The organism is Ruegeria sp. AP11 (assembly GCF_056535865.1).
Map to the genome: position 1 here is coordinate 406,709 of NZ_JBQFJB010000001.1, position 26,701 is coordinate 433,409.

Annotated in this window: 30 protein-coding genes; 15 read left to right on the top strand and 15 right to left on the bottom strand. The window is 58.9% G+C overall.

Annotated features, from left to right (window positions below; genetic code table 11):
- The first annotated feature begins 60 nt into the window (after nucleotides 1-60).
- Nucleotides 61-669 carry an HdeD family acid-resistance protein gene (locus ACR3E4_RS02175; protein ID WP_480535905.1) on the top strand — a complete coding sequence of 203 codons (609 nt, stop codon included), beginning with the start codon at nucleotides 61-63 and terminating at the stop codon, nucleotides 667-669.
- Nucleotides 670-737: 68 nt separating this feature from the next.
- Here the strand turns inward: ACR3E4_RS02175 and ACR3E4_RS02180 are convergent, their stop codons facing one another.
- The 5 genes from ACR3E4_RS02180 to meaB form a co-directional block, all read right to left on the bottom strand.
- Nucleotides 738-1,202 carry a copper chaperone PCu(A)C gene (locus ACR3E4_RS02180; RefSeq protein ID WP_480535902.1) on the bottom strand — a complete coding sequence of 155 codons (465 nt, stop codon included), beginning with the start codon at nucleotides 1,200-1,202 and terminating at the stop codon, nucleotides 738-740.
- Nucleotides 1,203-1,247: 45 nt separating this feature from the next.
- Entirely contained in the window at nucleotides 1,248-1,598 is a 351-nt protein-coding gene (locus ACR3E4_RS02185; protein WP_480535900.1) for a hypothetical protein, read from the bottom strand.
- Between the two features lie 74 nt (nucleotides 1,599-1,672).
- Nucleotides 1,673-1,816, bottom strand: a complete 144-nt coding sequence (locus ACR3E4_RS02190; RefSeq protein WP_480535899.1) for a hypothetical protein — start codon at nucleotides 1,814-1,816, stop codon at nucleotides 1,673-1,675.
- 185 nt (nucleotides 1,817-2,001) lie between these two features.
- Nucleotides 2,002-2,289, bottom strand: a complete 288-nt coding sequence (gene rpmB, locus ACR3E4_RS02195; RefSeq protein ID WP_170362546.1) for a 50S ribosomal protein L28 — start codon at nucleotides 2,287-2,289, stop codon at nucleotides 2,002-2,004.
- 280 nt (nucleotides 2,290-2,569) lie between these two features.
- On the bottom strand, nucleotides 2,570-3,553 hold the full coding sequence (meaB, locus tag ACR3E4_RS02200; protein WP_480535898.1) for a methylmalonyl Co-A mutase-associated GTPase MeaB: 984 nt from the start codon (nucleotides 3,551-3,553) through the stop codon (nucleotides 2,570-2,572).
- A 119-nt stretch (nucleotides 3,554-3,672) separates the two neighbouring features.
- Here meaB and hrpB point away from each other — a divergent pair, with 119 nt between their 5' ends.
- From hrpB to ACR3E4_RS02215, 3 genes are all read left to right on the top strand, one after another.
- On the top strand, nucleotides 3,673-6,111 hold the full coding sequence (hrpB, locus tag ACR3E4_RS02205) for an ATP-dependent helicase HrpB (RefSeq protein WP_480535896.1): 2,439 nt from the start codon (nucleotides 3,673-3,675) through the stop codon (nucleotides 6,109-6,111).
- Nucleotides 6,112-6,300: 189 nt separating this feature from the next.
- Nucleotides 6,301-6,759, top strand: coding sequence for an NUDIX hydrolase (locus tag ACR3E4_RS02210; RefSeq protein ID WP_480535895.1), 459 nt, complete (start codon nucleotides 6,301-6,303; stop codon nucleotides 6,757-6,759).
- 89 nt (nucleotides 6,760-6,848) lie between these two features.
- Entirely contained in the window at nucleotides 6,849-8,327 is a 1,479-nt protein-coding gene (locus ACR3E4_RS02215) for an inorganic phosphate transporter (protein WP_480535893.1), read from the top strand.
- Between the two features lie 133 nt (nucleotides 8,328-8,460).
- Here ACR3E4_RS02215 and ACR3E4_RS02220 read toward each other — a convergent pair whose 3' ends face one another.
- The gene (locus ACR3E4_RS02220) at nucleotides 8,461-9,426 is read right to left on the bottom strand and encodes a pirin family protein (RefSeq protein WP_480535892.1); all 966 of its coding nucleotides are present in this window, start codon (nucleotides 9,424-9,426) and stop codon (nucleotides 8,461-8,463) included.
- Nucleotides 9,427-9,664: 238 nt separating this feature from the next.
- On the opposite strand from ACR3E4_RS02220, the gene ACR3E4_RS02225 reads away from it, so the two are divergent.
- On the top strand, nucleotides 9,665-10,153 hold the full coding sequence (locus tag ACR3E4_RS02225) for a twin-arginine translocation pathway signal (RefSeq protein ID WP_480535890.1): 489 nt from the start codon (nucleotides 9,665-9,667) through the stop codon (nucleotides 10,151-10,153).
- A 33-nt stretch (nucleotides 10,154-10,186) separates the two neighbouring features.
- Nucleotides 10,187-10,750, top strand: coding sequence for a ferric reductase-like transmembrane domain-containing protein (locus tag ACR3E4_RS02230; RefSeq protein WP_480535888.1), 564 nt, complete (start codon nucleotides 10,187-10,189; stop codon nucleotides 10,748-10,750).
- Nucleotides 10,751-10,778: 28 nt separating this feature from the next.
- Here ACR3E4_RS02230 and ACR3E4_RS02235 read toward each other — a convergent pair whose 3' ends face one another.
- Genes ACR3E4_RS02235 through ACR3E4_RS02245 form a run of 3 tightly spaced genes read right to left on the bottom strand, consistent with a single transcriptional unit; the run spans nucleotide 10,779 to nucleotide 13,321 of the window.
- The gene (locus tag ACR3E4_RS02235; protein WP_480535887.1) at nucleotides 10,779-11,123 is read right to left on the bottom strand and encodes a 5-carboxymethyl-2-hydroxymuconate Delta-isomerase; all 345 of its coding nucleotides are present in this window, start codon (nucleotides 11,121-11,123) and stop codon (nucleotides 10,779-10,781) included.
- A 56-nt stretch (nucleotides 11,124-11,179) separates the two neighbouring features.
- On the bottom strand, nucleotides 11,180-12,106 hold the full coding sequence (gene argF / locus ACR3E4_RS02240; RefSeq protein ID WP_480535886.1) for an ornithine carbamoyltransferase: 927 nt from the start codon (nucleotides 12,104-12,106) through the stop codon (nucleotides 11,180-11,182).
- A 27-nt stretch (nucleotides 12,107-12,133) separates the two neighbouring features.
- Nucleotides 12,134-13,321 carry an acetylornithine transaminase gene (locus tag ACR3E4_RS02245; protein ID WP_480535885.1) on the bottom strand — a complete coding sequence of 396 codons (1,188 nt, stop codon included), beginning with the start codon at nucleotides 13,319-13,321 and terminating at the stop codon, nucleotides 12,134-12,136.
- Between the two features lie 293 nt (nucleotides 13,322-13,614).
- Here ACR3E4_RS02245 and ACR3E4_RS02250 point away from each other — a divergent pair, with 293 nt between their 5' ends.
- Both ACR3E4_RS02250 and ACR3E4_RS02255 read left to right on the top strand, forming a co-directional pair.
- The gene (locus tag ACR3E4_RS02250) at nucleotides 13,615-14,496 is read left to right on the top strand and encodes a DMT family transporter (protein WP_480535883.1); all 882 of its coding nucleotides are present in this window, start codon (nucleotides 13,615-13,617) and stop codon (nucleotides 14,494-14,496) included.
- A 111-nt stretch (nucleotides 14,497-14,607) separates the two neighbouring features.
- Entirely contained in the window at nucleotides 14,608-15,843 is a 1,236-nt protein-coding gene (locus tag ACR3E4_RS02255; protein ID WP_480535882.1) for an MFS transporter, read from the top strand.
- On the opposite strand, the gene ACR3E4_RS02260 is transcribed toward ACR3E4_RS02255, so the two are convergent.
- Nucleotides 15,840-16,643, bottom strand: a complete 804-nt coding sequence (locus ACR3E4_RS02260) for an ABC transporter permease (protein ID WP_480535880.1) — start codon at nucleotides 16,641-16,643, stop codon at nucleotides 15,840-15,842. The two genes, ACR3E4_RS02255 and ACR3E4_RS02260, sit on opposite strands and share 4 nt — an antisense overlap.
- Nucleotides 16,644-16,769: 126 nt before the next feature.
- Between ACR3E4_RS02260 and ACR3E4_RS02265 the strand changes: the two genes are divergently transcribed.
- The 6 genes from ACR3E4_RS02265 to ACR3E4_RS02290 all read left to right on the top strand — a co-directional run bounded on the left by ACR3E4_RS02265 (nucleotide 16,770) and on the right by ACR3E4_RS02290 (nucleotide 20,471).
- On the top strand, nucleotides 16,770-17,339 hold the full coding sequence (locus ACR3E4_RS02265) for a GcrA family cell cycle regulator (protein ID WP_480535966.1): 570 nt from the start codon (nucleotides 16,770-16,772) through the stop codon (nucleotides 17,337-17,339).
- A 283-nt stretch (nucleotides 17,340-17,622) separates the two neighbouring features.
- The gene (locus tag ACR3E4_RS02270; protein WP_480567046.1) at nucleotides 17,623-18,081 is read left to right on the top strand and encodes a hypothetical protein; all 459 of its coding nucleotides are present in this window, start codon (nucleotides 17,623-17,625) and stop codon (nucleotides 18,079-18,081) included.
- Between the two features lie 315 nt (nucleotides 18,082-18,396).
- Nucleotides 18,397-18,678 (top strand): hypothetical protein, encoded by a 282-nt coding sequence (locus ACR3E4_RS02275; RefSeq protein ID WP_480535278.1) that lies wholly within the window; start codon nucleotides 18,397-18,399, stop codon nucleotides 18,676-18,678.
- 12 nt (nucleotides 18,679-18,690) lie between these two features.
- Nucleotides 18,691-18,984, top strand: coding sequence for an adenylate/guanylate cyclase domain-containing protein (locus ACR3E4_RS02280; RefSeq protein ID WP_480567105.1), 294 nt, complete (start codon nucleotides 18,691-18,693; stop codon nucleotides 18,982-18,984).
- A gap of 27 nt (nucleotides 18,985-19,011) precedes the next feature.
- Nucleotides 19,012-19,563: an alpha/beta hydrolase family protein gene (locus ACR3E4_RS02285; RefSeq protein WP_480535277.1), complete on the top strand. Its 552-nt coding sequence runs from the start codon at nucleotides 19,012-19,014 to the stop codon at nucleotides 19,561-19,563.
- An 86-nt stretch (nucleotides 19,564-19,649) separates the two neighbouring features.
- Complete coding sequence (locus ACR3E4_RS02290; protein ID WP_480535276.1) at nucleotides 19,650-20,471, top strand: class I SAM-dependent methyltransferase; 822 nt, start codon at nucleotides 19,650-19,652, stop codon at nucleotides 20,469-20,471.
- 353 nt (nucleotides 20,472-20,824) lie between these two features.
- Here the strand turns inward: ACR3E4_RS02290 and ACR3E4_RS02295 are convergent, their stop codons facing one another.
- Nucleotides 20,825-21,715, bottom strand: a complete 891-nt coding sequence (locus tag ACR3E4_RS02295; protein WP_480535275.1) for a LysR family transcriptional regulator — start codon at nucleotides 21,713-21,715, stop codon at nucleotides 20,825-20,827.
- Nucleotides 21,716-22,135: 420 nt separating this feature from the next.
- The gene (locus ACR3E4_RS02300) at nucleotides 22,136-22,528 is read right to left on the bottom strand and encodes a RidA family protein (RefSeq protein ID WP_480432013.1); all 393 of its coding nucleotides are present in this window, start codon (nucleotides 22,526-22,528) and stop codon (nucleotides 22,136-22,138) included.
- A 115-nt stretch (nucleotides 22,529-22,643) separates the two neighbouring features.
- Between ACR3E4_RS02300 and ACR3E4_RS02305 the strand changes: the two genes are divergently transcribed.
- Entirely contained in the window at nucleotides 22,644-23,444 is an 801-nt protein-coding gene (locus ACR3E4_RS02305) for a class I SAM-dependent methyltransferase (protein ID WP_480535274.1), read from the top strand.
- 108 nt (nucleotides 23,445-23,552) lie between these two features.
- Here ACR3E4_RS02305 and ACR3E4_RS02310 read toward each other — a convergent pair whose 3' ends face one another.
- The 3 genes from ACR3E4_RS02310 to ACR3E4_RS02320 form a co-directional block, all read right to left on the bottom strand.
- Entirely contained in the window at nucleotides 23,553-24,332 is a 780-nt protein-coding gene (locus ACR3E4_RS02310) for a methyltransferase domain-containing protein (RefSeq protein WP_480535273.1), read from the bottom strand.
- 223 nt (nucleotides 24,333-24,555) lie between these two features.
- Nucleotides 24,556-25,128 carry a carboxymuconolactone decarboxylase family protein gene (locus ACR3E4_RS02315; RefSeq protein ID WP_480535272.1) on the bottom strand — a complete coding sequence of 191 codons (573 nt, stop codon included), beginning with the start codon at nucleotides 25,126-25,128 and terminating at the stop codon, nucleotides 24,556-24,558.
- 478 nt (nucleotides 25,129-25,606) lie between these two features.
- Complete coding sequence (locus ACR3E4_RS02320; protein WP_480535271.1) at nucleotides 25,607-26,479, bottom strand: bile acid:sodium symporter family protein; 873 nt, start codon at nucleotides 26,477-26,479, stop codon at nucleotides 25,607-25,609.
- Nucleotides 26,480-26,701: the final 222 nt, after the last annotated feature.

Below are 26,701 nucleotides of genomic sequence, written 5' to 3' on the forward strand. Positions count from 1 at the left end.
GGGCAGACAGCAGCGCGCGTTCGCGTCTATGGTGCCGAAAACGAAAGCCGAGTGAGTGACATGACCGATCTACCGCCAAAAGACGGAGAAATCCTGGACGACAGCAGCATCGACGCCCGCGATACGCTGAGTTCCAATCTGGCCAACCTGTGGTGGACCTTTCTGCTGCGCGGTATTCTGGCCGGTCTGATCGGGATTGCGGCGCTTTTCTGGCCGACCGGCAGCATCTCATTGCTGCTGCGGCTGGTGGGGGCGTTGCTGATTCTGGATGGCGCGCTGACCTGGCTGGGATTCGGACGGCGCGGGCTGGTCGGCGGCGTTGGCATCGGTGCCGCGCTGATCGGGCTGGTGCTGCTGATCTGGCCGCAGGGGGTGGCGTGGCTGGCCTTTACGCTGATGGGGGCGATGGCGCTGTTCGTGGCCATCGGCGCGCTGATGGCGCTGCCGCAGATGCACCCACAAGACCCCGAGCGGGCGACGGTGCGCAATTCGGGCATCTTTGCGCTGATCATCGGGATGGTGCTGATCTTCTGGCCCGGCAGCGGCATGGTGGCGCTGGGCTGGGCAATTGCCTTCTTCGCGCTGGCCTCGGCGGTGGTGATGTTCTTTCTGGCCGCACGGTTCAAAAAGGCCGGCGACCGGTTGGGAATGAAAACCGTCAACCGCTGACGCAACAGGCCGGGCAATGCCCGGCCTGACACATGGATGATGGCTGTAGAACAGCCTGAAGACAGGTGTTAGTTCGAGTGGGCGCCTTTGTCCTGACGCTCCAGATCGACCGGAATCTCGACCGCGACCTCTCCGGCATTTTCGAAGATCAGAGTGACGGGAACGGTTCCGCCCTGTTCGAAAGGCGCTTTCAGGCCCATGAACATGACGTGATCGCCGCCGCGTTTCAGCATGTGGGTCTCGCCCGCCGGAATGGCAAAGCCTTCCTTGACATGCACCATCTTGGCGACGCCGTTTTCGTCAACCTTGTGGGTGTGCAGTTCCACACGGGCAGCCACATCCGATTCCACCCCGATCAAGCGGTCGTCTGCGTCGCTCTGATTCTGGATCATCATGAAGGCAGCGCCCGCCTTCGCGGTTTTACCCGACGACCGGGCATAGGAATCGTCAACCACAATCAGGTCGGCTGCCATGGCGCCGGTGGCAAAGGCCAGAGTGGTCAGGGTGGCAAGCAGGGTGGATTTGAGGGTCATTGTGCCTCTCCTTGGTAACTGTCTGATAGAGTTTGGAAACTGGAATCAGGCAGAGACCGGCGGCGCGCGGGCCGGGTGTCGCGGCAGCGGCGCGGCAATCAGGTTCTGCGACAGCGGAGATGGTGTCGGCAGCACCCGCGTCGGGGCCGGAGGTATGGCAACCGAGGCCTCGTGGATCGCGCCCAGTAGGTTCAGCGCATAGTCCGGGCAGTAATGCGGTGCGCGGGTCGGCTGACCCTCGTCATCCATATAGACGACGACAGGCCCAGACCCGGTGCACAGCACCATCTGCCCCACCGCGCGATCCATGCCGCGCGACGCAGCCAGCCCCTGTCCGGTGAAGATCACCAGCAGGGACAAGGCATAAGGCAGAAATGTGCGAAAAAAGCCTGTCATGTCAGCCTGATATATACGCCTCGCGCTGAACCCGCTTCAAGCGGAAAGCAATGGCTGAGACAGTATGGCCCGGCTTAGCCTTTCGGCGACCTGATCGCCTCGGCATTCATCCCCGTATGCAGACGATTCACTCGGCGCTGCATGCGGGTGCAGCGGATCACGGCCTTGGCAAGCGACCTTGGCAACAACAACAGTAATTTCTTTGCTTTAATTGACATGATGACCCCCTCAACATGAATAAGCATAAACATATGCGATATTCAGCGGGCGTTCTGTGAACAACGTCACGAAACAGGTCATTTTATCGCCATGCCAGGAACAATCGCTTGCGCTAGTATCGACCGCAAAAAAGAAAAGCCCCGCACCGCAGGGTGCAGGGCTGAATTCTTGCGTGAGAAAGCGCTTAGGCCGTAGCTTGTGCCTTGGCGATTTCTTTCTTCACTTTCAGAGCGTTCGCCGACAGCTCATCGTCCTTGGCTTTGGCCAGGAACGCGTCCAGACCACCGCGGTGGTCAACCGAGCGCAGGGCAGCCGCCGAGATGCGCAGCTTGACGCCACGGCCTAGGGTTTCCGACTGCAGGGTGACGTCGTTCAGGTTGGGCAGAAAACGACGACGAGTTCTGTTTTTGGCGTGGCTGACATTGTTGCCAGTCATCGGGCCTTTTCCGGTCAGTTCGCAACGGCGCGACATGGTTTCTTCCTTTGTTTCTGGAGGCCGGGTACAAGACCCGCGGCCAAATCACAAGGGGCGCAACCCGTGGTCGCGCCCGAAAACTGGTTGGATGCGTGTAGTGGGAATCGCGACTAGGGTCAAGACGGCTGCAGCGAAATCTTTACCTGCGCATGGATTTCCTTTTCGCCTACATCACCGGGCCTAGCGACAGAGGTTTGTCGCTCTTCAAACGAGGCACGCACATTCCATACGCATCCTGGGAATAAAGCCCGCCCAACAAAACGCGTCGGATGACCGGTCAGGCCCGTTCCTGCATCAGCGTGCTCAGCATCTGTTCGGCGGCTGCAGAGGGGCTGAGATGCCCGTCGCTGACCTCGGCCCCGAGGCGCTGCATCTCGGCACGGGATTGCGCGGTCGACAGGCGGGCCAGCAGGGCGGTGCGGACTTCCTGCTCGAACCAATACTGGGCCTGTGCGGCGCGGTTGCCGGTCCAGTGCCCGGCCTCGCGCCGCCATGCGGTCAGCTCCTGCATCTCGGCCCATGCCTGATCCAGCCCGTGTTCTTCAACCGCCGAGACGGTCATGGCCTTGGGAAACCCTTCGGGGTCTTGCGGACGTTTGCGCAGCAGGCGCAGCGCGCCCGCGTAATCGGCGCAGGTGCGGGTGGCCGTGGCCTTGAGGTCGCCATCGGCCTTGTTGATCAGGATGATATCCGCCATCTCCATGATCCCGCGCTTGACGCCCTGCAACTCATCCCCGCCCGCAGGCGCAAGCAGCAGCAGGAACAGGTCAGACATCTCGGCCACCACGGTTTCCGACTGTCCAACACCGACGGTCTCGATCAGCACCACATCAAACGCCGCCGCTTCGCACAGCGCGATGGCCTCGCGCGTGCGGCGGGCGACCCCGCCAAGGTGGCTTTGACTGGGAGAGGGACGGATAAAGGCGTTTTTCTCGCGGCTCAGACGCTCCATCCGGGTTTTGTCGCCCAGGATCGAGCCGCCCGATCGGGCCGAACTGGGGTCGACCGCCAGCACCGCAACGCGCAGCCCCTGCCCCGTCAGCATCATGCCAAAGCTTTCGATGAAGGTGGATTTGCCCACGCCGGGCGTGCCGGACAAGCCGATGCGCAGCGACTGACGTCCGGCCTTGGCCAATTGATCGAGCAGCGCGGTGGCCTGCGCGCGATGATCCGCGCGCCCGCTTTCGACCAGCGTGATCGCGCGGGCCAGCGCCCTGCGGTCTCCGTTCAAGATCCTGTCGCCAAGCTCGGCAGTGTTCATGGGTAAGCCCCCGGCTGGAATTTGCCTTAGATGAGGGGCGATGCGCCGGTTTGTCCAGCCCCAACTCTGACGCATCCCGGGGTGCTGGACCTTGGCGGGGGCTTTGGCGATAAGGCGATATGACCCGCTTGCCCATCGATGACGCCATTCCTGACCTTCTGAACGCCCTGCGTGCGCATGGGCGCGCTGTGCTGCAGGCGCCGCCGGGCGCGGGCAAGACCACGCGGGTGCCGCTGGAGATATTGCAGGCGGGGCTGTGCGAAGGCCGGATCGTGATGCTGGAGCCCCGGCGGTTGGCCGCACGCGCCGCCGCCGAGCGCATGGCCGAAACGCTGAGTGAGCCGGTGGGACGGACGGTGGGCTACCGTGTGCGCGGTGAGGCGAAACTGTCGAAGGCGACGCGGATCGAGGTGGTGACCGAGGGCATTCTGACCCGGATGCTGCAGTCCGAGCCCGATCTGCCCGGCGTCGGCGCGGTGATTTTCGATGAATTCCACGAACGCTCCCTGAACGCCGATCTGGGGCTTGCGCTATGTCTTGAGGTGACCGGCGCGCTGCGCGATGACCTGATCCTGCTGGCAATGTCTGCCACGCTGGACGCCGAACCGGTCGGGCGCCTGATGGATGCGCCCTTGGTGACGTCCGAGGGGCGCAGCTATCCGGTTGAGACGCGCTGGCTGGAGCGACCCTTGGGCGCGCAGGCGCGGCGGCTGGATGCGCTGTTCGATCTGGTGGTGCAGGCTGAACGGGAAACAGAAGGCGGGATGCTGGTCTTTCTGCCCGGCGAGGGTGAAATCCGCCGCGCCGAGGCGGCGCTGAGCCGTCGCTTGCCCGACACCTGCGCCCTGCGGCCTCTGTTCGGCGCCCTGCCCTTTGCCGCCCAGCGCGCAGCCATTGCGCCGGTTGAACGGGGACGCAAGGTGGTGCTTGCCACGTCGATTGCCGAAACCTCGCTGACCATTCCCGATATCCGCGTGGTGGTGGATATGGGACAGGCGCGGCGGGCACGGTTCGATCCGGGCTCAGGCATGTCGCGGCTGGTGACCGAACGTGTGACGCGGGCCGAGGCCACCCAGCGCGCGGGTCGTGCGGGCCGCGTGGCCGAAGGGGTGTGCTATCGCCTGTGGGCCAATGGCGAAGAAGGCGCATTGGCCGCCTACCCGCCTGCCGAGATCGAGGCGACCGACCTGACCGGGCTGGCGCTGGAACTGGCGCTGTGGGGCGCAGAGCCGGGGGATCTGGCGTTCCTGACGTCGCCGCCCGAGGGGACGATGGCCGAGGCGCGGGGTTTGCTGCGGATGCTGGGCGCTTTGGATGGCAACGGACGGATCACGGATCATGGACGTGCGCTGGCGGCGCTGCCCCTGCATCCGCGTCTGGGGCATATGCTGGTGCAGGCCGGGCCGGACGCCGCGCCGCTGGCGGCGCTGATGGCGGAGCGGGACCCGCTTCGGGGGGCTCCGGTCGATCTGTCGCTGCGGCTGGAGGCGATGCGGGATCTGCGGGCGTTTCAGCGCAACCGGGTCTGGCAGGTCAATCCGGGGGCTTTGGATCGGATCAAAAGTGAATCCAAGCGTTTGAAGACGCAGGCCAAGGGCTCAGGCAACCTGAGCTCGGCAGCAATGGCGGCGCTGGCATATCCCGACCGGATCGGACAGCGGCGCAAGGGCGATGTGCCGCGCCATGTGCTGTCGGGCGGCAAGGGTGTTGTGCTGGCGAGCGACGATACGCTGGCAGCCGCGCCTTATCTGGTGGTGACGGATACGGATGGGAACCCGCGCGAGGCACGGGTGCGGATGGCGGCGCAGATCACTGAGGGTGAAATCCGCGATCTGTTCGGCGATCAGATCGAATGGGTCGACAGCTGTGACTGGTCCAAGCGCGAACGCCGCGTGGTGGCCCGGCGGCAGGAGCGGTTCGGGGCGATCACGCTGGACGACCGCATCTGGAAGGACGTGCCCGAGGACAGGATTGCACAGGCGATGCTGGACGGGGTGCGCGATCTGGGGATACGGCTGCAGGGCGCCTCGGCCCGATTGGCGGCGCGGGTAGAGCTGGTGCGCGCAGGCGGGGCCGACCTGCCCGATTTCTCGGAACAGGGATTGCTGGACGGGGTGGAGGAGTGGCTGTTGCCGATGCTGTCGGGCGTGCGCAGCGCCGAGGACTGGAAGCGTTTCGATCTGCTGCCCGCGCTGCGCGCCCGGCTTGATTGGACGCAGACGCAGGAACTGGACCAGCGTGCGCCGGGATCATTTGTGACGCCTTTAGGCCGCAAGGTGCCGATCGACTATGGCGGCGCGGTGCCGGAAATCTCGGTCCGGTTGCAGGAGCTGTTCGGGGTGACGCAGCATCCGGTAGTGGGGCGCGAGCCGTTGAAGATAACGCTGCTGTCCCCGGCGCAGCGCCCCATTCAGATCACGCGTGATCTACCTGGTTTCTGGGCGGGGTCCTATGCGGATGTGCGCAAGGACATGCGGGCGCAATATCCCAAACACCCCTGGCCCGAGGACCCGACACAGGCCGACCCGACCCTGCGGGCGAAACGGCGCAAGGACTGACGAATACTCTCGTTGCTGCGGAATTTGAGTAGTTTTTTCTGAAAATTCGATGAAATAGCCGCAAATTCATCACATTAACCGGCTATTCGGTCATGAACACGCATATCTCGGCGGTGTTATTGATAAATGCGCTATACATAATTACTTAAGGTCTCGAAATAAGAATAAACACGTCCGAGCAGGCGATAGATGACGAAATGGTTGCGTAATATCTGGGAAGAGGTCGCCAGACCCTTGTTCCTGCGCCCCAGCCGGGTACAGGTTGCGGCACTGTGCACCCGAAACGCGGGGTCAGGTGAGGATGTTCTGCTGATCACCAGCCGCGATACCGGACGCTGGATCATTCCCAAGGGCTGGCCCATTGACGGGCTGGACGGGGCCGAAACCGCACTGCAGGAAGCATGGGAAGAGGCCGGTGTCCGGGCCTCGGACGTGCGGAAAGAGCCGGTTGGCCAGTTCTCGTATGACAAGATTCTGAAAGATGGTTCGGCGCAGCAGGTGCTGACCAGCGTTTATCGCATTCAGGTGAGTGAACTGGCCGAGGACTATCCCGAAGCGGATCAGCGCAAACGATGCTGGGTAACGCCTGAGGTCGCGGCAGAGCGGGTGCAGGAACCCGAATTGCGTGATTTGCTGCGCCGAATGTAACAATATTGTAAAATCTTCATGACTCCAGTTGCTGACCTGTCACGAACGGGGTAGCGGCACGTGCTGAAACACATAGGCACTGCAAACCGATGTCTGATCCGACTCCCGAAACCCGCTGGCACGCGCTGGACACCGATCTTCACCGTATCTCGCGCGTTGAACACGCCAATGCCCATGTGGCCCGTCCATTGCTGGGCCCCGGCATCGCGCTGGCCTTCATCGCCTTGGCGGGGTTGGCAGCGGCGGTGCTGTTCGGACAAGCCGATGGCGGGCTGATCGTTGCCGCGGCAGCCGCGTTCGGGGCTTATATGGCGATCAACATCGGCGCCAATGACGTGGCCAACAACATGGGCCCGGCAGTGGGCGCAAATGCCCTGACCATGGGCGGCGCGATCCTGATCGCCGCCATCGCCGAAAGCGCGGGCGCGCTGCTGGCGGGGGGCGATGTGGTCTCGACCATCTCCAAGGGGATCATCGACCCGATGTCGGTGCAGAACAGCAACGTGTTCATCTGGGCGATGATGGCGGCGCTGATTTCGTCGGCGCTGTGGGTCAATCTGGCCACCTGGGTTGGCGCACCGGTATCGACCACGCATTCGGTTGTGGGCGGCGTGATGGGCGCGGGCATCGCCGCAGCGGGGCTGAGCGCGGTCAGCTGGGGCACGATGGGTGCGATTGCAGCCAGCTGGGTGATCTCGCCGGTTCTGGGCGGGGTGATCGCGGCCGGGTTTCTGGCGCTGATCAAGACCAAAATCCAGTATCAGGAAGACAAGATCGCGGCGGCACGCCGCTGGGTGCCCATTCTGGTCGCGGTGATGGCCGGGGCCTTTGCAACCTATCTTGCAGTCAAGGGGCTGAAGCGGATCGTCAAGATCGATCTGCAGATGGCGCTGCTGATCGGTCTTGCCGCAGGCGGTTTGGCCTGGGCCGTAACCGTGCCCTGGGTGCGGCGCAAATCCGAGGGGTTGGAGAACCGCACCCGTTCATTGAAAACGCTGTTCGGGCTGCCGCTGGTGATCTCGGCCACGTTTTTGAGCTTTGCCCATGGGGCCAATGATGTGGCCAACGCGGTGGGACCGCTGGCCGCCATCGTACATGCGGCAGAGTTCGGTGATTTCGCCTCGAAAGTTTCAATCCCGACTTGGGTCATGGTGATCGGAGCCTTTGGCATCTCGTTCGGTCTGTTCCTGTTCGGGCCCAAGCTGATCCGCATGGTCGGCAGCCAGATCACCAAGCTGAATCCGATGCGCGCCTTCTGCGTGGCGCTGTCGGCGGCGATCACCGTGATCGTGGCAAGCTGGCTGGGACTGCCCGTCAGTTCGACCCATATCGCAGTGGGCGCGGTGTTCGGCGTGGGCTTCTATCGCGAATGGCATGCGGACCGGCGGTGGAAATACTCGAACCGTCAACGTCCGGCCGAACTGCGGCTGGCGCGGGAAGAGCATCGGCGGCGCAAGCTGGTGCGGCGGTCGCATTTCATGACCATCGTGGCCGCCTGGGTGATTACCGTTCCGGCGGCGGCGCTGATGTCGGCGGTGATTTTCTGGGTACTGACGGCGTTTGGTTGAACCCTGGGGTTTTGTGAGGCTCTGCCTCGCGCTCCGGGATATTTATGGCCAGATGAAGCAAGGGCGTTTCGCCTCTGAACCCTCGATTGGTGTTTCAGGGATGGTTTGCAGGGTCGCGTTATGCGGCGTGAAGTCAGACACGGGCCCGTCTTGGGCGGGTGCGTTCGAGTTCTTCTGATATCGCGATGAAGTCCTGATCGTCTCCGGACGGCAGCTGGAATGCCCCGTTGGCCCAGTCGGCGGTTTTCCATTCGCGGGTGGCGGTTTCGATCTTTTCCTTCGAGGATGAAACGAAATTCCACCAGATATAGCGATCCTCGTTCAGGGTGGCGCCGCCCAGCAGCATCAGCCGCGCGCCCAATGGCCCGGCCTTGACCGAGAGCGGGTCGCCGGGGCGGAACACCATCATGCGGCCTGTGTCGAAACTGTCGCCTGCGATTTCGACTGATCCTTCGGTGACATAAACCCCCCGGTCCTCATGGTTGTCGGGCAGCGGGAAGGAGGCACCCGGATCGAGTTGGACGTCGAGATAGAAGGTCTCGGACAGCATGGTGACCGGGCTGGTTTCGCCATAGGCCGAGCCGAGGATCAGGCGGGCGCTGACGCCGGTGTCCTGAATATGGGGCAACGCGGCCTGTTTGTGGTGTTCGAAATCAGGGGCCATGTCCTCATGCGCTTCGGGCAGAGCAATCCAGGTCTGGATGCCGAACAGGCTGTGTTTCTTACCGCGCGTTGCATCGCTGGTGCGCTCGGAATGGGTGACGCCGCGGCCTGCGACCATCCAGTTGACCTCGCCGGGATAGATCATCTGGTGGGTGCCAAGGCTGTCGCGGTGCTCGAATTCACCCTGATACAGGTAAGTCACGGTGCCGAGGCCGATATGAGGGTGCGGGCGAACGTCGATGCCGCCTTCGGTGATGAATTCAGCCGGGCCCATCTGATCGAAGAAGATGAACGGGCCGACCAATTGCCGTTTGACGGAGGGCAGTGCGCGGCGCACCTCGAACCCGCCCAGATCGCGGGCGCGGGGGATGATCAGCGTGTCCAGCGCGGGGTTCTCGGACTGACAATCGGGGGTGTGGGTTGGGTTCCAGCTCATCGTGGATCTCGCTTGGGCATTTGTATGTTTGATAATGTCGAGTATAGGGCGATTTCCTGATGAACATAGCGCACAAGCGCACATACACGGTGCAGGCCAACGGGTAACCGGCGGCAGCGCTCACGAGACGGTGATGGAATGACCTGTTCTTCAGGCCGCCCGAGCTCGGTTTTTGCGACAAACGTGCTAGGTTGGTGATCAGACAGACAGCAAGCTGTTATCGAAAGGAGACCCGCCCATGTCGCACGTTCTTCTTACCCGTCGCAACGCGCTGATCACGGCGGGCTGTTTTGCGGCGTTCGGCGCGACCGGTCTAAGCATGTCTGCGCAGGCCGCAGGTCTTGCGCCGACCCGGTCGATGCGGGGCGGGTCGAACAATTACCGACCAGATGCGCCGATCGTGGAACGCATCGGCGGTGGCGGGTTCTGGATGACCGGCACCGTGCGGCGCGCGGGCGACGGAGCCCCCCTGCCCGGCCAGCGTATCCAGATCTGGGCGCATACGACCGAAGGGCACGAGCGCGACCCGCAGAGCCATGGCGCGACCCTGACCGATGCCAACGGGGCCTTCCGGCTCGAGATGCCGCAGATCGTGCCCGCCTTTGGTCAGCCGCATGGGCATCTGGCCTATGACAGCGGCGAATTCGAGACGGTGTTTCTGCGACCGGTGATGTCGAGCGCGGGTGACAAGACCCTTGCCGCGCATTTTGTTTTACAGCCTGTCTGACGGGTGCTGAGGTGCGTTGCGATCTGGGCGGCGTTGAGCACCGCCCTGTTGGTGCCGGTCATCGCGGCGGCGTTCAGCCCTTATCTGGCATGGCGCGCGCCGATTTATATCCTCGCCGGGTTTGCCGGCATCCTGGGGATGTGCCTGCTGCTGATGCAGCCGTTGCTGGCCGGGCGCTGGTTGCCCGGGCTGTCGCCGATGCGCAGCCGTCAATGGCACAGGCGGTGCGGTCTGGCGCTTGTCGTCGCCATCGTGCTCCATGTGGGCGGCTTGTGGATCACCAGCCCGCCGGATGTGGTGGATGCGCTGTTGTTTCGCTCTCCGACGCCGTTTTCGGTGTGGGGCGTGGCCGCGATGTGGGCGGGGTTTGCCGCAGCTTTGATGGGGGTATTGCGCCAACGTCTGAACCTGAGGTTCCGGGTCTGGCGGTTGGGTCATGCCTGTTTGGCCGTGGTGACCATTCTGGGCAGCGTCGTGCATGCGCTGCTGATCGAAGGCACGATGGAGGTCATGACCAAAGCCGCGCTCTGCGCGCTGGTGGTTTTGGCGAGCGCCGCCACGCTCGCCAAAATGAGGGTTTGGCAGATCAAGCGTTAGACGCCCGATGCGCGCTACCGGATCAGCATCAATCTGATAGACGTTTGGCATAGGTTGTGCGGGTCATTTCAACATCCCGCACAGTAATGCTGCCGACCTCGGGCATTGTCTTGGCCAGAAAGTCCAGAATGATCGTATTGAGCTCGGCGCGTGTCGTCTCATCCCGGCCCTGCATCAGCAATAGCGTGGCATGGACGAAGGTCTGCGGTTCGGTCCCGATACGAGAAAACGGAACCGGGGCGGCGCGGATTTTGAGCGTTGGCGGGTCAAATTCTTCATGCCCGGCGAGAACGGTATAAAGCTGTTCGCAGATGTCTTGAAAATCATGAGACTGTTCAAGACCTGCAGAGAATTCAAGGGTAACGTGCGGCATGGGAGGCTCCGAGATTCAAGAGAGCCATTTGGCTCTCTCGGTATTTTCAGTGTGTCTCAGACGCCCAGACACCAGCGCATCACTGCCTTTTGCGCGTGCAGCCGGTTCTCGGCCTCATCGAAGATGACCGAGTTGGGGCCGTCCATGACCTCGGAGGTGGCCTCTTCCTCGCGATGCGCGGGCAGGCAGTGCATGAACAGCGCGTCGGGTTTGGCGTGGGACATGAGGTCGGTGTTTACCTGATAGGGGCGCAGCATGTTGTGGCGGCGTTCCTTGGCGGATTGGCTGTCATGCATCGAAACCCAGGTGTCGGCGACCACCAGATCGGCGCCCTCGACCGCTTTGTAAGGGTCGCGCTCGATCGTGATTTTCGAACCCTTCTGGCGGGCGAAACCCATGAATTCTTCTTCTGGGTCAAATTGCGCAGGGCCGGTGAAGGTCAGATCAAAGCCAAACTGACCGGCGGCGTGCAGGAACGAGGCGCAGACATTGTTGCCGTCTCCGGTCCAGACCACCTTTTTGCCCGCGATGGGGCCGCGATGTTCCTCGAAGGTCAGCACGTCGGCCATGATCTGGCAGGGATGGGTGCGGTCGGTCAGACCGTTGATGACCGGCACGTCTGAATATTCGGCCATCTCGGTCAGGATGGTTTCGTCGAAGGTCCGGATCATGATCATGTCGACATAGCGCGACAGTACCCGGGCGGTATCGGCGATGGTTTCGCCGTGGCCCAGCTGCATGTCCTTGCCCGACAGCACCATGGTCTGCCCGCCCATCTGGCGCACGCCGACGTCAAAGGACACGCGGGTCCGGGTCGAGGGTTTTTCGAAGATCAGCGCGACCATGCGGTCTTTGAGGGCCTGATCATCGTCCGGGGCCGCTTTGGGGCGGCCCAGACGGGCCTGCTTCATCGCGCTGGCCTGATCGATCATGCCCCGCAGGGCAGTGGCGTCGGTTTTGTGGATGTCGAGGAAGTGGTTCATTTTATTTCACTTTTCAATCAGGCAAATTCAGGCCGAAGCCATTGCGCTTTCAATTTGCTTGGCAGCCTTGTCGAGACGGATGAGAGCCTGCGCGATATCATCCTCGGTCAGGGTCAGCGGCGGCAGCAGGCGGATCACGTTGTCGGCGGCGGGGACGGTGATGACCTGATTGTCATATCCTGCGTTGACCACGTCGATATTGGTGGGCTTGCATTTCAGGCCCAGCATCAGGCCGCTGCCGCGCACCTCTTCGAACACTTCGGGGTGGTCGGCGATCAGGCCTTCGAGTTTCTGGCGCAAGAGTCCCGCCTTGCGGTTGACGCCTTCAAGGAAGGCCGGGGTAGCGACCTGATCGATCACCGCACAGCCCACCGCGCAGCCAAGTGGATTGCCGCCATAGGTCGAGCCGTGGGTGCCTGCGGTCATGCCGGATGCCGCGTCTTCCGTGGCCAGAACCGCGCCCAGCGGGAAGCCACCACCAATGCCTTTTGCGACCATCATGATGTCGGGGGTGATACCTGCCCATTCATGGGCGAAGAGCTTGCCGGTGCGCCCGACGCCGCATTGAACCTCGTCCAAGATCAGAAGCAGACCGTTGTCGTCACAGATCTGGCGCAGTGCTTTGAGTTCGGCGTCCGGGACCGGGCGAATACCACCTTCGCCCTGCACCGGCTCAATCAGGATCGCCGCCGTGTTCTCGGTGATGGCGTTGGTGACGCCGTCGAGGTCGCCGAAGGTCAGATGCACGAAGCCGGGCAGCAACGGGCCAAAGCCTTTGGTCATTTTCTCGGACCCGGCAGCGGCGATGCCAGCCGACGAGCGGCCGTGGAAAGAGCCGTCGAAGGTGATGATCTCGACCCGTTCAGGCTGACCTTTGTCATAGAAATACTTGCGGGCCATTTTCACGGCCAGTTCGCAGGATTCGGTGCCCGAGTTGGTGAAGAACACGGTGTCGGCGAAGGTGTGCTCGACCAGCTTGTCGGCCAGCGCCTGTTGCTGCGGGATGTTGTACAGGTTCGAGACATGCCACAGCGCATGCGCCTGATCGGTGAGCGCGGCCACCAGCGCCGGATGGGCATGGCCCAGCGCGTTCACGGCGATACCGGCGCCAAGGTCAAGGAAACGTCGGCCATCCGCCTCGGTCAGCCAGGCGCCTTCGCCCTTCACGAAAGTCAGGGGCGCGCGATTATAGGTCGGCAGAACGGACGGGATCATCGGATCATCCTTTTCGAATAGCTTGAGCCCTGTGAGTGATACACCGGGGCCATGGTCGTCAACTGATTTGGTGGAGTTTGCGCGGATTTGAACAGCGCAAATAGATCAAACGGGCCGGTTACGCGGTTTGGCGTCGGCGTCGGAGGCGCAGGATATGTGCGGTTTTGATCATGCGGGCCGTATAGCGGGGCGTATCTGATCTGAAAACCCTGTTTTTGTCGAACTGGTACATTTCATTCTGTGACCGGGATTTGCCGCTTGCCATTTGTCCGGCGCTGGCGCACGGGTGGGCGATGTCTCCGATCCGTCAGAACCCTGCCCTTGCGGCGCTGCTGATCCTCGTGGCAAGCGCCTTTATCGCGGCGACGACGCTGCTGGCCAAGGCGCTGGGGACAGATACGCTGGGACCGGCGCTGCATCCGATACAGATCAGCCATGGGCGGTTTCTGTTTGCCTTTCTGGTGATCGTCAGCGCGGTTGGCATTCTGCGCCCGCAATTGCGCCGACCACATTGGGGGCTGCATATCGGGCGGACGAGCTTTGGCTGGCTGGGCGTCACCCTGATGTTTTCCGCAGTTGCGTTCATACCGATTGCGGATGCGACGGCGATATCCTTCCTGAACCCGGTCTTTGCCATGGTGCTGGCAATTCCATTGCTGAAGGAAGGCGTCGGCCCGTGGCGCTGGCTGGCCGCCATCGTGGCGCTGATCGGTGCGCTGGTGCTGTTGCGCCCGACCCCCGCCAGCTTTCAACCCGCCGCGTTGCTGGCGCTGACGGCGGCGGCGATCATCGGGATGGAGCTGATTTTCATCAAGAAACTCTCGGGGCGCGAAATCCCGATTCAGATTTTGCTGATCAACAATGCAATGGGCCTGACCATCGCCTCGGTCGCCGTGAGTTTCGTGTTCCAGATGCCGACGCCGCAGCAATGGGCGGCACTGGCGGGGATTGGCGTGCTGATGGCCTGCGCGCAGGCCTGTTTCGTCAACGGCATGGCACGGGCGGATGCCTCTTTTGTAGCTCCGATCAGCTATGCCACTCTGATCTTTGCCGCGTTCTACGATTTCGTCGTGTTTGGCGCGATCCCGGATGGGATCAGCCTGATCGGATCAGCGATTATCCTGACCGGCGGCCTGATCCTGGTCTGGCGCGAGGCGCGGCTGCGCCGGGTCTAGGCGGTAAATTTCTCAGGAGCGGTGTCCGGGCGCGACACCCATGTCGCAAACCCTCATGAAATCGGATCCAACGGGCGCATTCTGTTCACAGTTGATTAGAGAGTTTGCCCTATGCATGAACGCCGAATTCCCGAATGGGTGCGCCATGCCCCTGCTCCGTCAGTCCGCGATTTCGGCATCCTGGCAGGGTTCGAAGCCATTGTCCGGGGCATCCTGATTTCAGTTTTTCCGCTGGTGATGTATCGCGCGCTGGGCGATGCGTCCTCGGTGTCGTTCGTGTATTTTCTGGTGGGAGTCGCTTCGCTGGTCTCCGGACTGATGGTTCCGTTCGTAATCCGGTACATCCCGCGGCGCTGGGCCTATACGGCCGGGTGCGTCCTGTTTGTGATCAGCGCCGCCCTGGCGATCGAAGGAAGCCCCGGCGCCATCATCTCGGCACTGGCCCTCAACACGGTGGCCACGGTCATCACATTTGTCTGCTTCAACGCCTATGTGCTGGATTATATCAGCAAGATCGAACTTGGCCGGTGCGAGACCAGCCGCATGTTCTATAGCGCTCTGGGCTGGACCGGAGGTCCCGTGATCGGTGTGCTGTTGATGGAATACTGGGGGCCCGCCCCCTTTGTCATCAGCGCCGCGGCTGCGATTGCGATGCTGGTTCTGTTCTGGCGTATGCGTTTGGGCAACGGCAAGCTGATCACCAAGGCGCAAGGGCCGACAAACAATCCACTGGCTTTTCTGCCGCGCTTTTTCTCGCAGCCGCGACTGGTGGCGGGCTATCTGTTTGCCATGATCCGATCATGCGGATGGTGGATCTATGTCGTTTATCTGCCGATCTTTGCCATTCAGAACGGGTTGGGTGACCAATTGGGCGGTATCCTTCTGTCGAGCACCAACGCCATGCTGTTTGGTGCGCCATTGATCCTGCGCTGGGTGCAGGGACGGTCGCTTCGGGCGGCTGTACGGACAGGTTTTGCTGCGGGTGGTGCCTGTTTCGTTGCCGCCGCAGCGATGGCTGGCTGGCCGGTCGCATCGGTTGCGGCGCTGGTGCTGGGTTCGGTATGGCTGATCGTGCTGGATATTTGTGCGGGGCTGCCCTTTCTTATGGCAGTGAAGCCTTCGGAACGGACCGAGATGTCAGCAATCTATTCCAGCTATCGCGACGTGTCGGGCATTCTGACACCCGGCGTGGCGTCGCTGGTTCTGTTGCTGACGCCGGTTGCGGGCGTGTTTGCGGCTGGTGGTCTGGCCCTGTTTGGTGCCTGGGCTGTGGCGGGACGGATGCACCCGCGCCTCGGCCGCCCGCGCGTGGCCCTGCAACCCGGATCGCTGGCCGAGGCGACTTAGGCCTTGAGCCGGTAGCCGGTGCGCAGCATCTGCCAGGTCAGCGCGCCGACCAGCAGCGTCGCACCCAAGCAGATCACCATGCCGAGCCACGGAGAGCTGTCAGAAACGCCGATCATCCCGAAACGCAAGCCGTCGATCAGATAAAAGACCGGGTTCACATGGCTCAGCCGGTTCAGCACCGGCGGCAGCGCCTGCACCGAATAAAATGTGCCCGACAGGAAGGCCAGCGGGGTGACGATGAAATTGGTGATCGCCGCCATCTGGTCAAACTTGTTGGCAAAAATCCCGGCAAACAGGCCAAGCGCCCCCATGAAGGCGCCGCCCAGGACCACAAAGATCAGTGCGACAGCCGGGTTCTGCGGGACGATACCCAGAACCAGCGCCAGTGCTATGGCCACAACCAGTGCAATCAGGACGCCGCGGGCGATACCCCCCGCAAGATAGCCCAACAGAATTTCCAGCGGCGACAAGGGCGGCATCAACGTGTCGACGATATTGCCCTGCACCTTGGCGATCACCATCGAAGACGAGGTGTTAGCAAAGGCGTTCTGGATCACTGTCATCATCATGATACCGGGGGCCAGAAAGGTCAGGAACGGCACGCCCATCACGTCCGACCGGCTGGGTCCGATGGCGATGTTGAAAATCAGCAGGAATAAACCCGCCGTTACCAACGGGGCCAGCAGGGTCTGCGTCCACACGGCCAGAAAGCGCAGGGTTTCGCGCTGCGCCAGCGTATAGAGGCCCATCCAATTCACCGCACCAAAGCGGCGCGCGTCCTGATCCATGAGATTCTGCATGATCTGCCCCATACCTGATTCGAAGACCGCTTGTAACTCGGGCCGCAGTGTTTAGAATAGGGCGCTGAGACGAATTCCCAAGGCGGCCCGAATCCGGGGCCGCTTTCCGCTTTTGAAAGGCAAATGATGTCCTGGACTGACGAGCGTGTAGAGCTGCTGAAAAAGATGTGGGGCGAAGGCCAGTCGGCCAGCCAGATCGCCAAGGAACTGGGTGGCGTGACCCGCAATGCGGTGATCGGCAAGGTGCACCGTCTGGGCCTGTCGAACCGCGCCACCGGCGCAAGCCCGGCCAAGGCCGAGCCCAAGGAAAAACCGGCACCCGCGCCCAAGGCCGAAGCCAAGCCCAAACCGGCGCCCAAAACCGAACCCGCTCGCCCAGCCCCTGCGCCCGAGGCGAAACCGGCCGCCCCGGCCCGCCGTCAGATCATCCCCGCCGGCCAGCCGCTGCCGCCGCAGCCCTCGGCCAATGAAATCAGCCCCGAGGCGCTGGCCAAGGTCAACGAGGTCGAGAAGAAGGCCAAGAAGCTGACGCTGATGGAACTGACCGAGAAAACCTGCAAATGGCCCGTCGGCGACCCCGCGACCGAGGATTTCTGGTTCTGCGGCCTGCCAGTTGAGGCAGGCAAACCCTATTGCGAGGCGCATGTGGGCGTGGCGTTCCAGCCGATGAGCTCGCGCCGGGATCGTCGGCGGTAATTGCGAACACAAGAACCTAAAGCATGACTATTGAACGTGAAAAGGGCGTAGGCGTTTCACCACGCCTCTTACCGGAAGTGTTGCATAGTCAAGAACGACGCAAGACGTAACGAGCTCTTACTAAGAAAACACCCTCGCTGAATGCTGCGAGGGTGTTCTAATTCGGAGCGTCAGCTTTGCGGGACGAAGCTGACTTTTCAGGTCCGGCTATGCGTTCCTTTCCTAGCAATAAATTTCGTAGGCTCTATCATGCTGGCTTTGCCCCACTGTCGAAGGAAACAACATGTTGCGTTCAATGCTAGTCCCCGCAGTTCTCATTGCACCTCATTGTCTGACTGCTGCAGAGAAAGTGTCGGCAACGAACTTCTATGTCGTCAACCAAGAGCAAATTTCCGCGGGCGAGGACGTGTTCTGGAAAGAGGACAACTATGGGACTTATACCGTTGACGAGGGACCAATCGATCCTGGTTTTGTCCGGTGCGTGGGCTCGGGTTTCGGCGGACCCAGCGGTGTCAGCGGCGGTGGCGTCTGTGTTTATGGTGAAGAAGAGGACACGTTCACCATGAGATGGGAGGTTGTTGCCTTCGGCGTCAACAACTGGCGGATAGTTTCCTCTACCGGCAAATATTCGGGGATGACTGGAAGTGGAACGACCAAAACACGTGTGGCGTCAAAATTCCTGGCGCTACCGCACCGTATTTCTGACTGGGAAGGCGAGGTTGCCTTGCCCGCTAGGGATTGAAACTCGAACTGAAATCGTCGGGGATGATGCTGATTTGAAAGGTTGGCAAAGCCCGCATTGGGCTCTATGCGGCCATTCTCTGCGGCTTGCATGATCGACTGGTCGCAGCCCAAACCGGACGTTGGCGCCAAAATTTTGCAATTCCTGAAATCCAGACAAGTTGACCAAAAATCCTTTCGGCTAAGATGTTCAAGGAACTTGCCACAGCCGCACACGAAAGAGTTCATGTTGGACGGATTTACGTCCTAACTTATCGGGATAGGACAGCGGACCAAAATGCCATTACACTAAGTTTGCAACGGGTTGGAGGTGTCTTTGTCAAATGAGATTAGAAGACTTTCCGCAATAGTGGCTTTCGACATGGTTGGCTACAGCCGACTAATGGAGTTGGACGAGTCCGGAACCCTCGCGCGGCAAAGAACTGTCCTGGATAAGATCATTAACCCAAAGGTGATCGAGTTTGACGGTCGAGTAGTGAAGACCATGGGAGACGGTGCACTGATTGAGTTTGCTAGTGCCGTAAACGCGGTTTCATGGGCGGCTTCGGTACAACGCGCGATGATTATTCACGAACGTGATCAGGATGCGGATAAATGAATCTCTTATCGTATTGGGATCAACCTCGGTGACGTTCTCGTCGAGGGAGACGACATTTTTGGGGAAGGAGTGAACGTCGCTTCCCGCCTGGAAGGATTGGCTGAGCCCAACGGGATTAAGATCTCGGATACGGTATTCAAAAGCGTGAAAGGCAAACTGGATCTTGGCTTTGCCGACGTCGGGCTCAACAAGGTCAAGAACCTTTCGGAGCCAATACAAGCATTCAAAGTGCTTCTTGACCCAGGTGATGCCGGCAAAATTCTTGCCGATGCGTCGACCCTTTCATCCGGCGTGGCTACGCTGTGATTATGCCCAGCGGGCAGCCCAGTATTAATGACAAAGACCTCGATTGGGGCGTGGCTGACGGGTATGATCTGGCGCGATGATGTCGCCTTTATCGACGCCGTGCGCGCCGACGCGGTCGAGCGCTTTGGTATTGACCCGTCGAGAATACTGATCGCAGGCTTCTCCCGCGGCGGCTCGATGGTCTGGGACCTAGCGTGCCAAGCGCCAGAGTTGGCAAGTGGCTTTGCTGCGGCAGCTGGAGCATTCTGGGAACCCATGACCACCGAGTGCGATGCGCCAGTTCACCTGTTTCACGTACATGGCTTCAAAGACCGAATGGTGCCGTTCGAAGGCCGAAAGCTGACATGGGAGGGTGTTGATTTTCACCAGGGCAACGTCATGAAGGGCTTGGATGTCTGGCGCCGAGAGAACACCTGCCTGGGTAGCGCGGAAAACAGCTTTGGCGATGACGACTCGATGCAGAAGGATTGGATGGACTGTGAGGCAGGCTCCATCCGGTTAAAGGTCACCAAAGGCGGGCACGGTGTGCCAGAGGGCTGGCGGGACGCGGTGCTCGACTGGTTCGAAGCTCTACCTTGAGCACTTGAGTGCCCGCCGACCCTCCGCGAATTTTGATCTGATGGGCATTCAGTAGCATTCAACATGATTGGCAACAGGGGTTGAGAATGAGAGAGCAAGTTTCCGACCACTATGGCCGCGGCCGTAGCCTGATCGACCAGATAGCAGATAGCCTGAAGGCCGCGGGCATTGACCCGAAGAAACTGTGCGCCGCTGACTTCGAACCAATCGACGAGTTCCATTTCCGAGGCAGACAGGCGACTTTGCAGTTGCTGGAGGAGCTGGAGTTGGCACCGGGCGCGAATGTGCTTGATATTGGTAGCGGACTGGGCGGGGTCTCCAGAACAATTGCCGAAGAAGTACAGGGCAAGGTAACTGGCATAGATCTGACGCAAGAGTTTTGCGACGCAGCCAAGACCATTTCAGATTGGGTCGGTCTCAATGAACAAACCACGTTTATTCAGGGAGATGCCACAAAGCTCCCATTTTCGGACAGCAGTTTTGACGGTGCGGTAACTGTCCATGTCGCGATGAACATCCCGGACAAGCTTTCGGTGTACAAAGAGGCCCACCGTGTCCTGAAGCCGGGAGCACGATTTGGAGTTTATGACATTCTACAGGGCGAAGGTGGTGACGTCGTTTATCCGACACCTTGGGCTATGGACCCTTCGATCAGTTATCTCGCTGCCCCGAAAGAAATGGCCAGCTTTCTGCAAAATGCGGGCTTTAAGGTATTGGACGAAGAAGATTCGACGACTGAGAGCTATGAGTGGCTTAAGGCGAGAATTTCGAAGCCCAAGTCTAAGAGCACCATGCCTGTTACGACACAGATTCTCTTTGGGGACATCGCCAGCGATATGGTTCAGAACCAACTTCTTGCTCTGGATGAACGTCGGCTATTGACATACCGCTTCATTTGCATGGCCTGACGCGATTGTTGCATCGACGCTCGACCCGATCTCTCTGCTGGACCTGTAAGCTCGGGCATGACCGAGGCTAACTTGCGTGAATAGCGTCTGTAGCCATCTGGCCCACGAAACGAAATTGCCGCTTTTCCCTGTTGAACACCCACCTTTGTTCAATTCAGGGCGTTCATTTTCTCCGAGTTCGCAACCATCTTGGCAAAACTCTTTCTGACGATGCAGCCAACTCTTCCTCCGTTGGCTGGTCGAAGTATATATCGAGTTCTTCCGCTACGTTGATGAAAAGCCTTCACTGCCGTTTTGTGCAAAAGAGTTTGCCCGCGTGCCAAAAAGCAAAGTCTCAGCCTATTTTCACTGGATCACGACTTGTAGATCGCAGCGTAACGAGGTGCGAAAAACTTTACGAAAGCTCTGACTTCCGGCCGACGATAGGCTTCAGGCGAAATGAGCATTAGGTGCGGCACCGCAAGTTCCGGGATTTCGTCGAAGCATCGGATAAAGGACACGTCTGTTTCAACCAACTTCACATTGCTGATCCCAAGACCTTGTCCTGATCTAATCGCCGCGTGCATGAGCTCTAGTTCGGTAAAAGACATGACGATCTGTTCCGGTGCCACGTGATCGGTCAGCCATTCGTGGAATACATTCGGGACATCGTCCCGCTGAAAGGTAACAAACTGATGCCCGGCCAGATCATCGGGTGACCCCGGCAAGCCAAATTTGTCCGCGTAATTTTTGCTGCCGAACAAAGACCAGCGCGCCGTGCTGATCTTACGACAGATAAGGTCAGGATCGGGGTCGGTTCTGGCAAGGCGCAACGCAATGTCGGCTTCCCCAGCCATCAGGTCCAGTGCCCGAACGCTGGATAAGAACTCGAATGCGACATCCTGATTGCTGGCGGAAAACTCATTTACGATTTCGATCATGCGTGCGGAGAAGTTTGCCGAATAAGCGGTGATACGGATGGGTTGTGTCGACGTCAATTCTTTCGCGCAATCGGCAAATTCGAGGGCTGAAGCCTCGATTGCCTCTGCGAGGGGAACGAGGCGAAGGGCTTCTGGGGTCGGTTTGAACCCGTGCGTACCGCGTTCAAAAAGCGTCAAGCCTGTTTCTCTTTCGAGAACATCAATGCGTCGGGCAACCGTTGGTTGGGAGACCTTTAGCTTTCTAGAGGCCGCAAGCGTCGATCCTTCCCTGAAGACAGAGAGGAACACACGAATATCCGACCAGTTTCGGAACCCGTTCTGCATTTTTGTAGAACAGCACAATTTTGTGCCGGATACCAGAAAAACAGGTGGACAGTTACTGTTGTTGCGACAGCGCAAGTAACTCGGAAAGGACCATGAGATGGCTTCCCATACAATGTCACCCAGCATCTGGACCGTATTTGGTGGACTGTTCGGTTGGACCAAAAGAGACTTCCCCGAAGCCCGGAAGCCGCGGCCTACAGCTGACGATCTTCACGCGCAACGCGACTATATTAATGACGTGATCTGGAGTAATCCTGATGCGTTTTCGAGTGAGCTTGACGTACAGAACATGATGAATCTGTATCCAAGAAGGTTCTGACGACACTTGGTGACAATCGGCCGAATAAGGCGATTAGATCATATCCAAGGCAGTTGCGAGCTGTAAGTGACAGCCACGTACCCATGTTGTAGCCTTCTCCGCTATGCGTCGTCGGCAATGATTGCATCGACTTCGATCTCGACCAACCATTCAGGGTTCACAAACCGATTGATCGCCATAATTGTGTCGACGGGTCGTGCATCGACGCAATACTTCTTCCTTGCCTCGATGGCTTCTTTCCAATTGTCGATATCTGTCAGTATGACTCGCGTCCGAACAATGTCTTGAATTCCGGAACCTGCCTGTTCGAGAGCCGCCTTGATGATTTCAAAGCACTGGGTTGTTTGGGCAAATACATCTCCGACCCCTACGGTCTTGCCTTCAGCATCGACAGGTGCGGTGCCGCCAACAGATATGTGGGGACCAACCCGAACTGCTCGGCTGAACCCAACGATTTCTTCCATCGGATTTCCATTTGAAACGAGCTGACGCATGGCATGAACCTCCTGTTTGTCCCAAGTATACCCATTTTGGCACGGCTTGTTCTTGGTTCAGGTGATGCTAGGGTTTTTGGTAGAAAATACTGAGCGTTAATGGAGGGTGGTTGGGATGGCTGATCCGTTTCAAGATGTAGATGCTGCGGGTGCGGAGTTCATTTCCGCATTTGCCGACTCGATGGACGCGCGTCAGGCCGACCCCACAATGGAAAAGATCGTTTCAAACTATCTGGCCAAACTTGAGTTTGCCAAAGATAGCCTGACGGTTGAAGTCGGGTGCGGTGCGGGAGCTGTCACGCGCCGCATTGCGGAGAAGGCCAAACCCGCGCGGGTCATTGGTTTCGAGCCGTCTGTAGGCTTTGTGGCCGAAGCAAGAGCGCGGGTCGGGAGCCACGACTATGTGGAATTTGAGGTCGCAGATGGAGCGTCGCTACCCCTGAATGATGGCTCGGTTGATAACGTGATAATGCACACAGTGCTTACCCATGTGGAAGATCCGGCACCTCTTCTGACCGAGGCAAGGCGCGTTCTAAGGTCGGGAGGGCGTCTCGTGGTGTGTGACGCTGACTTTTCGAAAGCGTCACTAGGAAACGTGCCAGACGATCCTCTGGACGCCTGCGCCAAGATATTTGTGAACGAGTTTGTCACCGACCCATTTGTTGTCGCCAAGCTGAGGAATCTGGCCTCAAACGCCGGCTTCACAGTTGAAGAGTTCAGTCTTCAAAGCAGAAGTATACTGGACAATGACCAAATGCTCCCCTGGGTCGAAGAAACGGGAAAAGTGCTGATGAAACGCGGTGAAATTGGAGAGGATCTGCACAATGGATTGGTCGCCGAGTATCGCCGTCGAGCAAGAGAGCGCACACTTTTTGGCTATCAGGTATTTGCAACACTGATTGCGAGGCGGCCTTAAACTCTTGGCATTCGAGTCGCGACAGTTAACCGATGCTAGCCACGAACCTTGCTCCACAACGATGGATTAGCGAGCGTGGCCGAGGTCAAGTGGCGCGTTGTAGAACGATCAATCCTTTTTGCGCACCACGACGATTAATTGGGTCATGGAGAAAAAGAAGCGTCCAACTTTTGCAAGGCTGAACTGTTCGTCAAACCACGATTGCGCAACAGCGGGATCAACATGGTCATTTGCGACAGCGTATTGCTTGATAAGGTGCATCATCATGATTGCGAGGCCATCGGGCTTTAGCTGGTGATCCGTCATTGTGAACGACAAGACATCTTCCACATGGTCGCCACGCGCTTTTATCAGTGCAGGCAGTCTTTCCGGGACGGAACCACTCACAAAGTGCTGGTTCCAGGAAGTCAGCATCTTTTGCATTCTGTCGGGCTCTTCGCTGAACCAAATCAAGCTCCCAAAGTGTAGATCGCTGATGACGAGGCGCCCGCCGGGTTTGACGCACCGCAGCGTGTCAGCCAATGCACCGTCTACGTCTTCGATGTACTCAAAGACCTGTACCGAGACGGCCTTGTCAGCACTCTCATCCTCAATGGGCAAGCTATTCGCGGCCCCAGCACGAAACTCCACGTTTGCGTAGTCGCTGCACCGTTCTTTAGCAGCTGCTGTCATATCCTCGCTTGGGTCGATCCCGATGACATAGCCGTCCGAGCCAACTGCCTGGGCCAACTCAGCTGTTAACATCCCGTTGCCACAACCGACATCCAAAATAGTCTCACCAGGAGCCGGGCGCAGCGCATCAAATGAAGCCTGTCTTCGCCGTGTCAATTCAGCTCCCTGATAGGCGATTTCAAGCAATCTCGTTGTTTCAGCGTCAAATTTAAGCAACTCGCTCCCCTTACAAAGACCACATGTCCCCAAAACCTTATCAGAAATTGGGTTTTCTACGAAAAGCAGGATGGATCGTTGAGGCTTAAACATGGATCCACCAACAATAAATGAATGCGTCGACTTGATCCGACGAATGATTTAACCCCGAGAGCGAAGGACGCATCTGCCGCTCTATCGGACCAGCTTTTCGTAGCGTTTCGAACGTTAGTACAACATCAATTCAAGGGATGTTGAGGCCGTTCTCTCGTCCGAAATCGGTATAGAAGCTGTCACTGCGGCATCGGTTTAAAGTGGCTTCGTCCGCTTCTCTTGGGTCGGTGCCAGGGCTTTGGACACCTGTTCCTTCTATGAAGCGGTTCACGAGATTAAAGACACCGCATACTTGGATAGCATCAAACAGCGCACTCTCCGACCAGCCTGCCGCGTAGACTGCTCTAGCGTCGGCTTCTGTCATTCGGGATGGCGAGACAGTGAGCTTTTCAATGTATGCCAGCAACGGTTTGAGGTGATCCTCGACCGGTGCCGTATCACGGTCTTCCATCAGTGCCTCGATCGTCTCGACCTCAATGCCGTAGGCTTTGGCGAAAACAATGTGCGCCCCATGGCAATACGCACAAGCATTCAGTCCCGAGACATAGGCCGCAATGAGTTCACGTTCAGCAACCGAGAGGTCGCTCTCGCCCCTCATCACAAGGCTTTCGTACGCACAAAGCGGAGAGAGTTTATCTGGAAAGGCTTGATAGACACTTCCAAGTGTCGCGTTCTCCGGCAGAGATGGAAACAGGCGTTTCATTTAATTCTCTTTCAATCTTGCTATGGATTACGTTTTCTCAAAGTGAGGAACCAACGTTGTTTACGCAACCTTAACGCAATTCCGGGTTCCGCACAGAATTTCCGTTGGAACACTAAGAACGGCAGATTTGCCTAACGAGACCCCAGCAAGTTCGTCGTTTGGTTAAAGGCGATTTCATTTGAGCCGTCTCGTAAGTCTTCAAAGTATGGATTGAGCTCAAAACCGGGGCTTCACATCCAAGCGTGGTGACTTCCGCCTTGCGGACAAAACTGACCTTGGAGTCTACACCTTCGCTGACGCAGGATCCACCGCACTGGCAGCAACAGTTTTTCCCTTCAACAAGGAAAAATCGCCAAAGCGGCCGTTCCATAGAGAGCTTGGGAGCTCCTTGATCGCTCTTTGACCAGATGGCGCTCCGACATGGAAACTAAGGGACTTGGCCCAGCCCATAACCAGAGCTGGCAAATAGGCGTCAGGATCATAAAATTGGGCTTCTTCGCGCAAGGAAAGCGAACACAGGCAACATTGTTACGATCCAGACCACGCTATAAATTGCGGATGGGATGGCATATTCGCTTAACCCATTGGTGTTAGGCAACAGCAAGGTGGCAATTGCGATCCCCAAAGCTCCGTTTTGAACGCCGGTCTCAATTGAAATCGTCTTCGCCTCGATGTCTGTGCATCCGAGCATCCCTGAACTCATGATGCCAATAAACGTGAGTGACGCACCTACAACCAAAAGTGCGGGTCCAAGCCTAAGGAAGTTATCCGCGACCACCACCCAGTTTGAAATGATCGCGCCTCCAATGACCAGTGCAAAAAGTAACATAGAGACCTTGCTAAAGACTGGTTCGACAGCGGCTACAATCCGCGGCGCCAATGACCGCGCGGTCACCCCGACTAGGATTGGAGAAGTTGTTAAAAAAAACATTGCTAAAGCCGTCGAAGAGATGTCGATAGCGGGCGCAGTTGCCCCCATGAACATCTGCATCGAAAACCCCAGGATAAGCGGTACGGTAACGACACAAGTCAGACTGAAGACTGCTGTAAGAGTAACGGACAAAGCAACATCCCAATTCGAAAGCTTGGTTATGATGTTACTGATCGCCCCGCCCGGACAGGCCGCTAAAATCATAATGCCAACGGCTGTCTCGGCGGAAATCCCAAAGATAAAGATCACCATCAAAGCGATGCAAGGCAGCAAAATGATCTGGTTGAGAGCCCCGACGCAAAAGGCACGTGGACGTCGTCCGATGCGTTGAAAGTCGGCCGCCGTGAGTCCGAGGCCAAGGCAGAACATGATGACAACAACTGCGAGCGGCAGCAGCACAGATATAAAAATTTCGCCCATCTATCATGACCTCTATGACTGCATGCTTCCGCACGCTTTCGGACGATACCGTTCAGAAAACCTGATGACGAGTTTTATCAGTTTGGCGCATTTATCCTCAAGCGCCCGAAGATCGAGGCTGTCTTTATTTATTATACCTATCACAGGGTTGGACGATCTGGTGTGAAAGAGCTTTCCAGTGCTAATCTCACTGTATGGCAAGTGTAACTTACGCATTCGCCC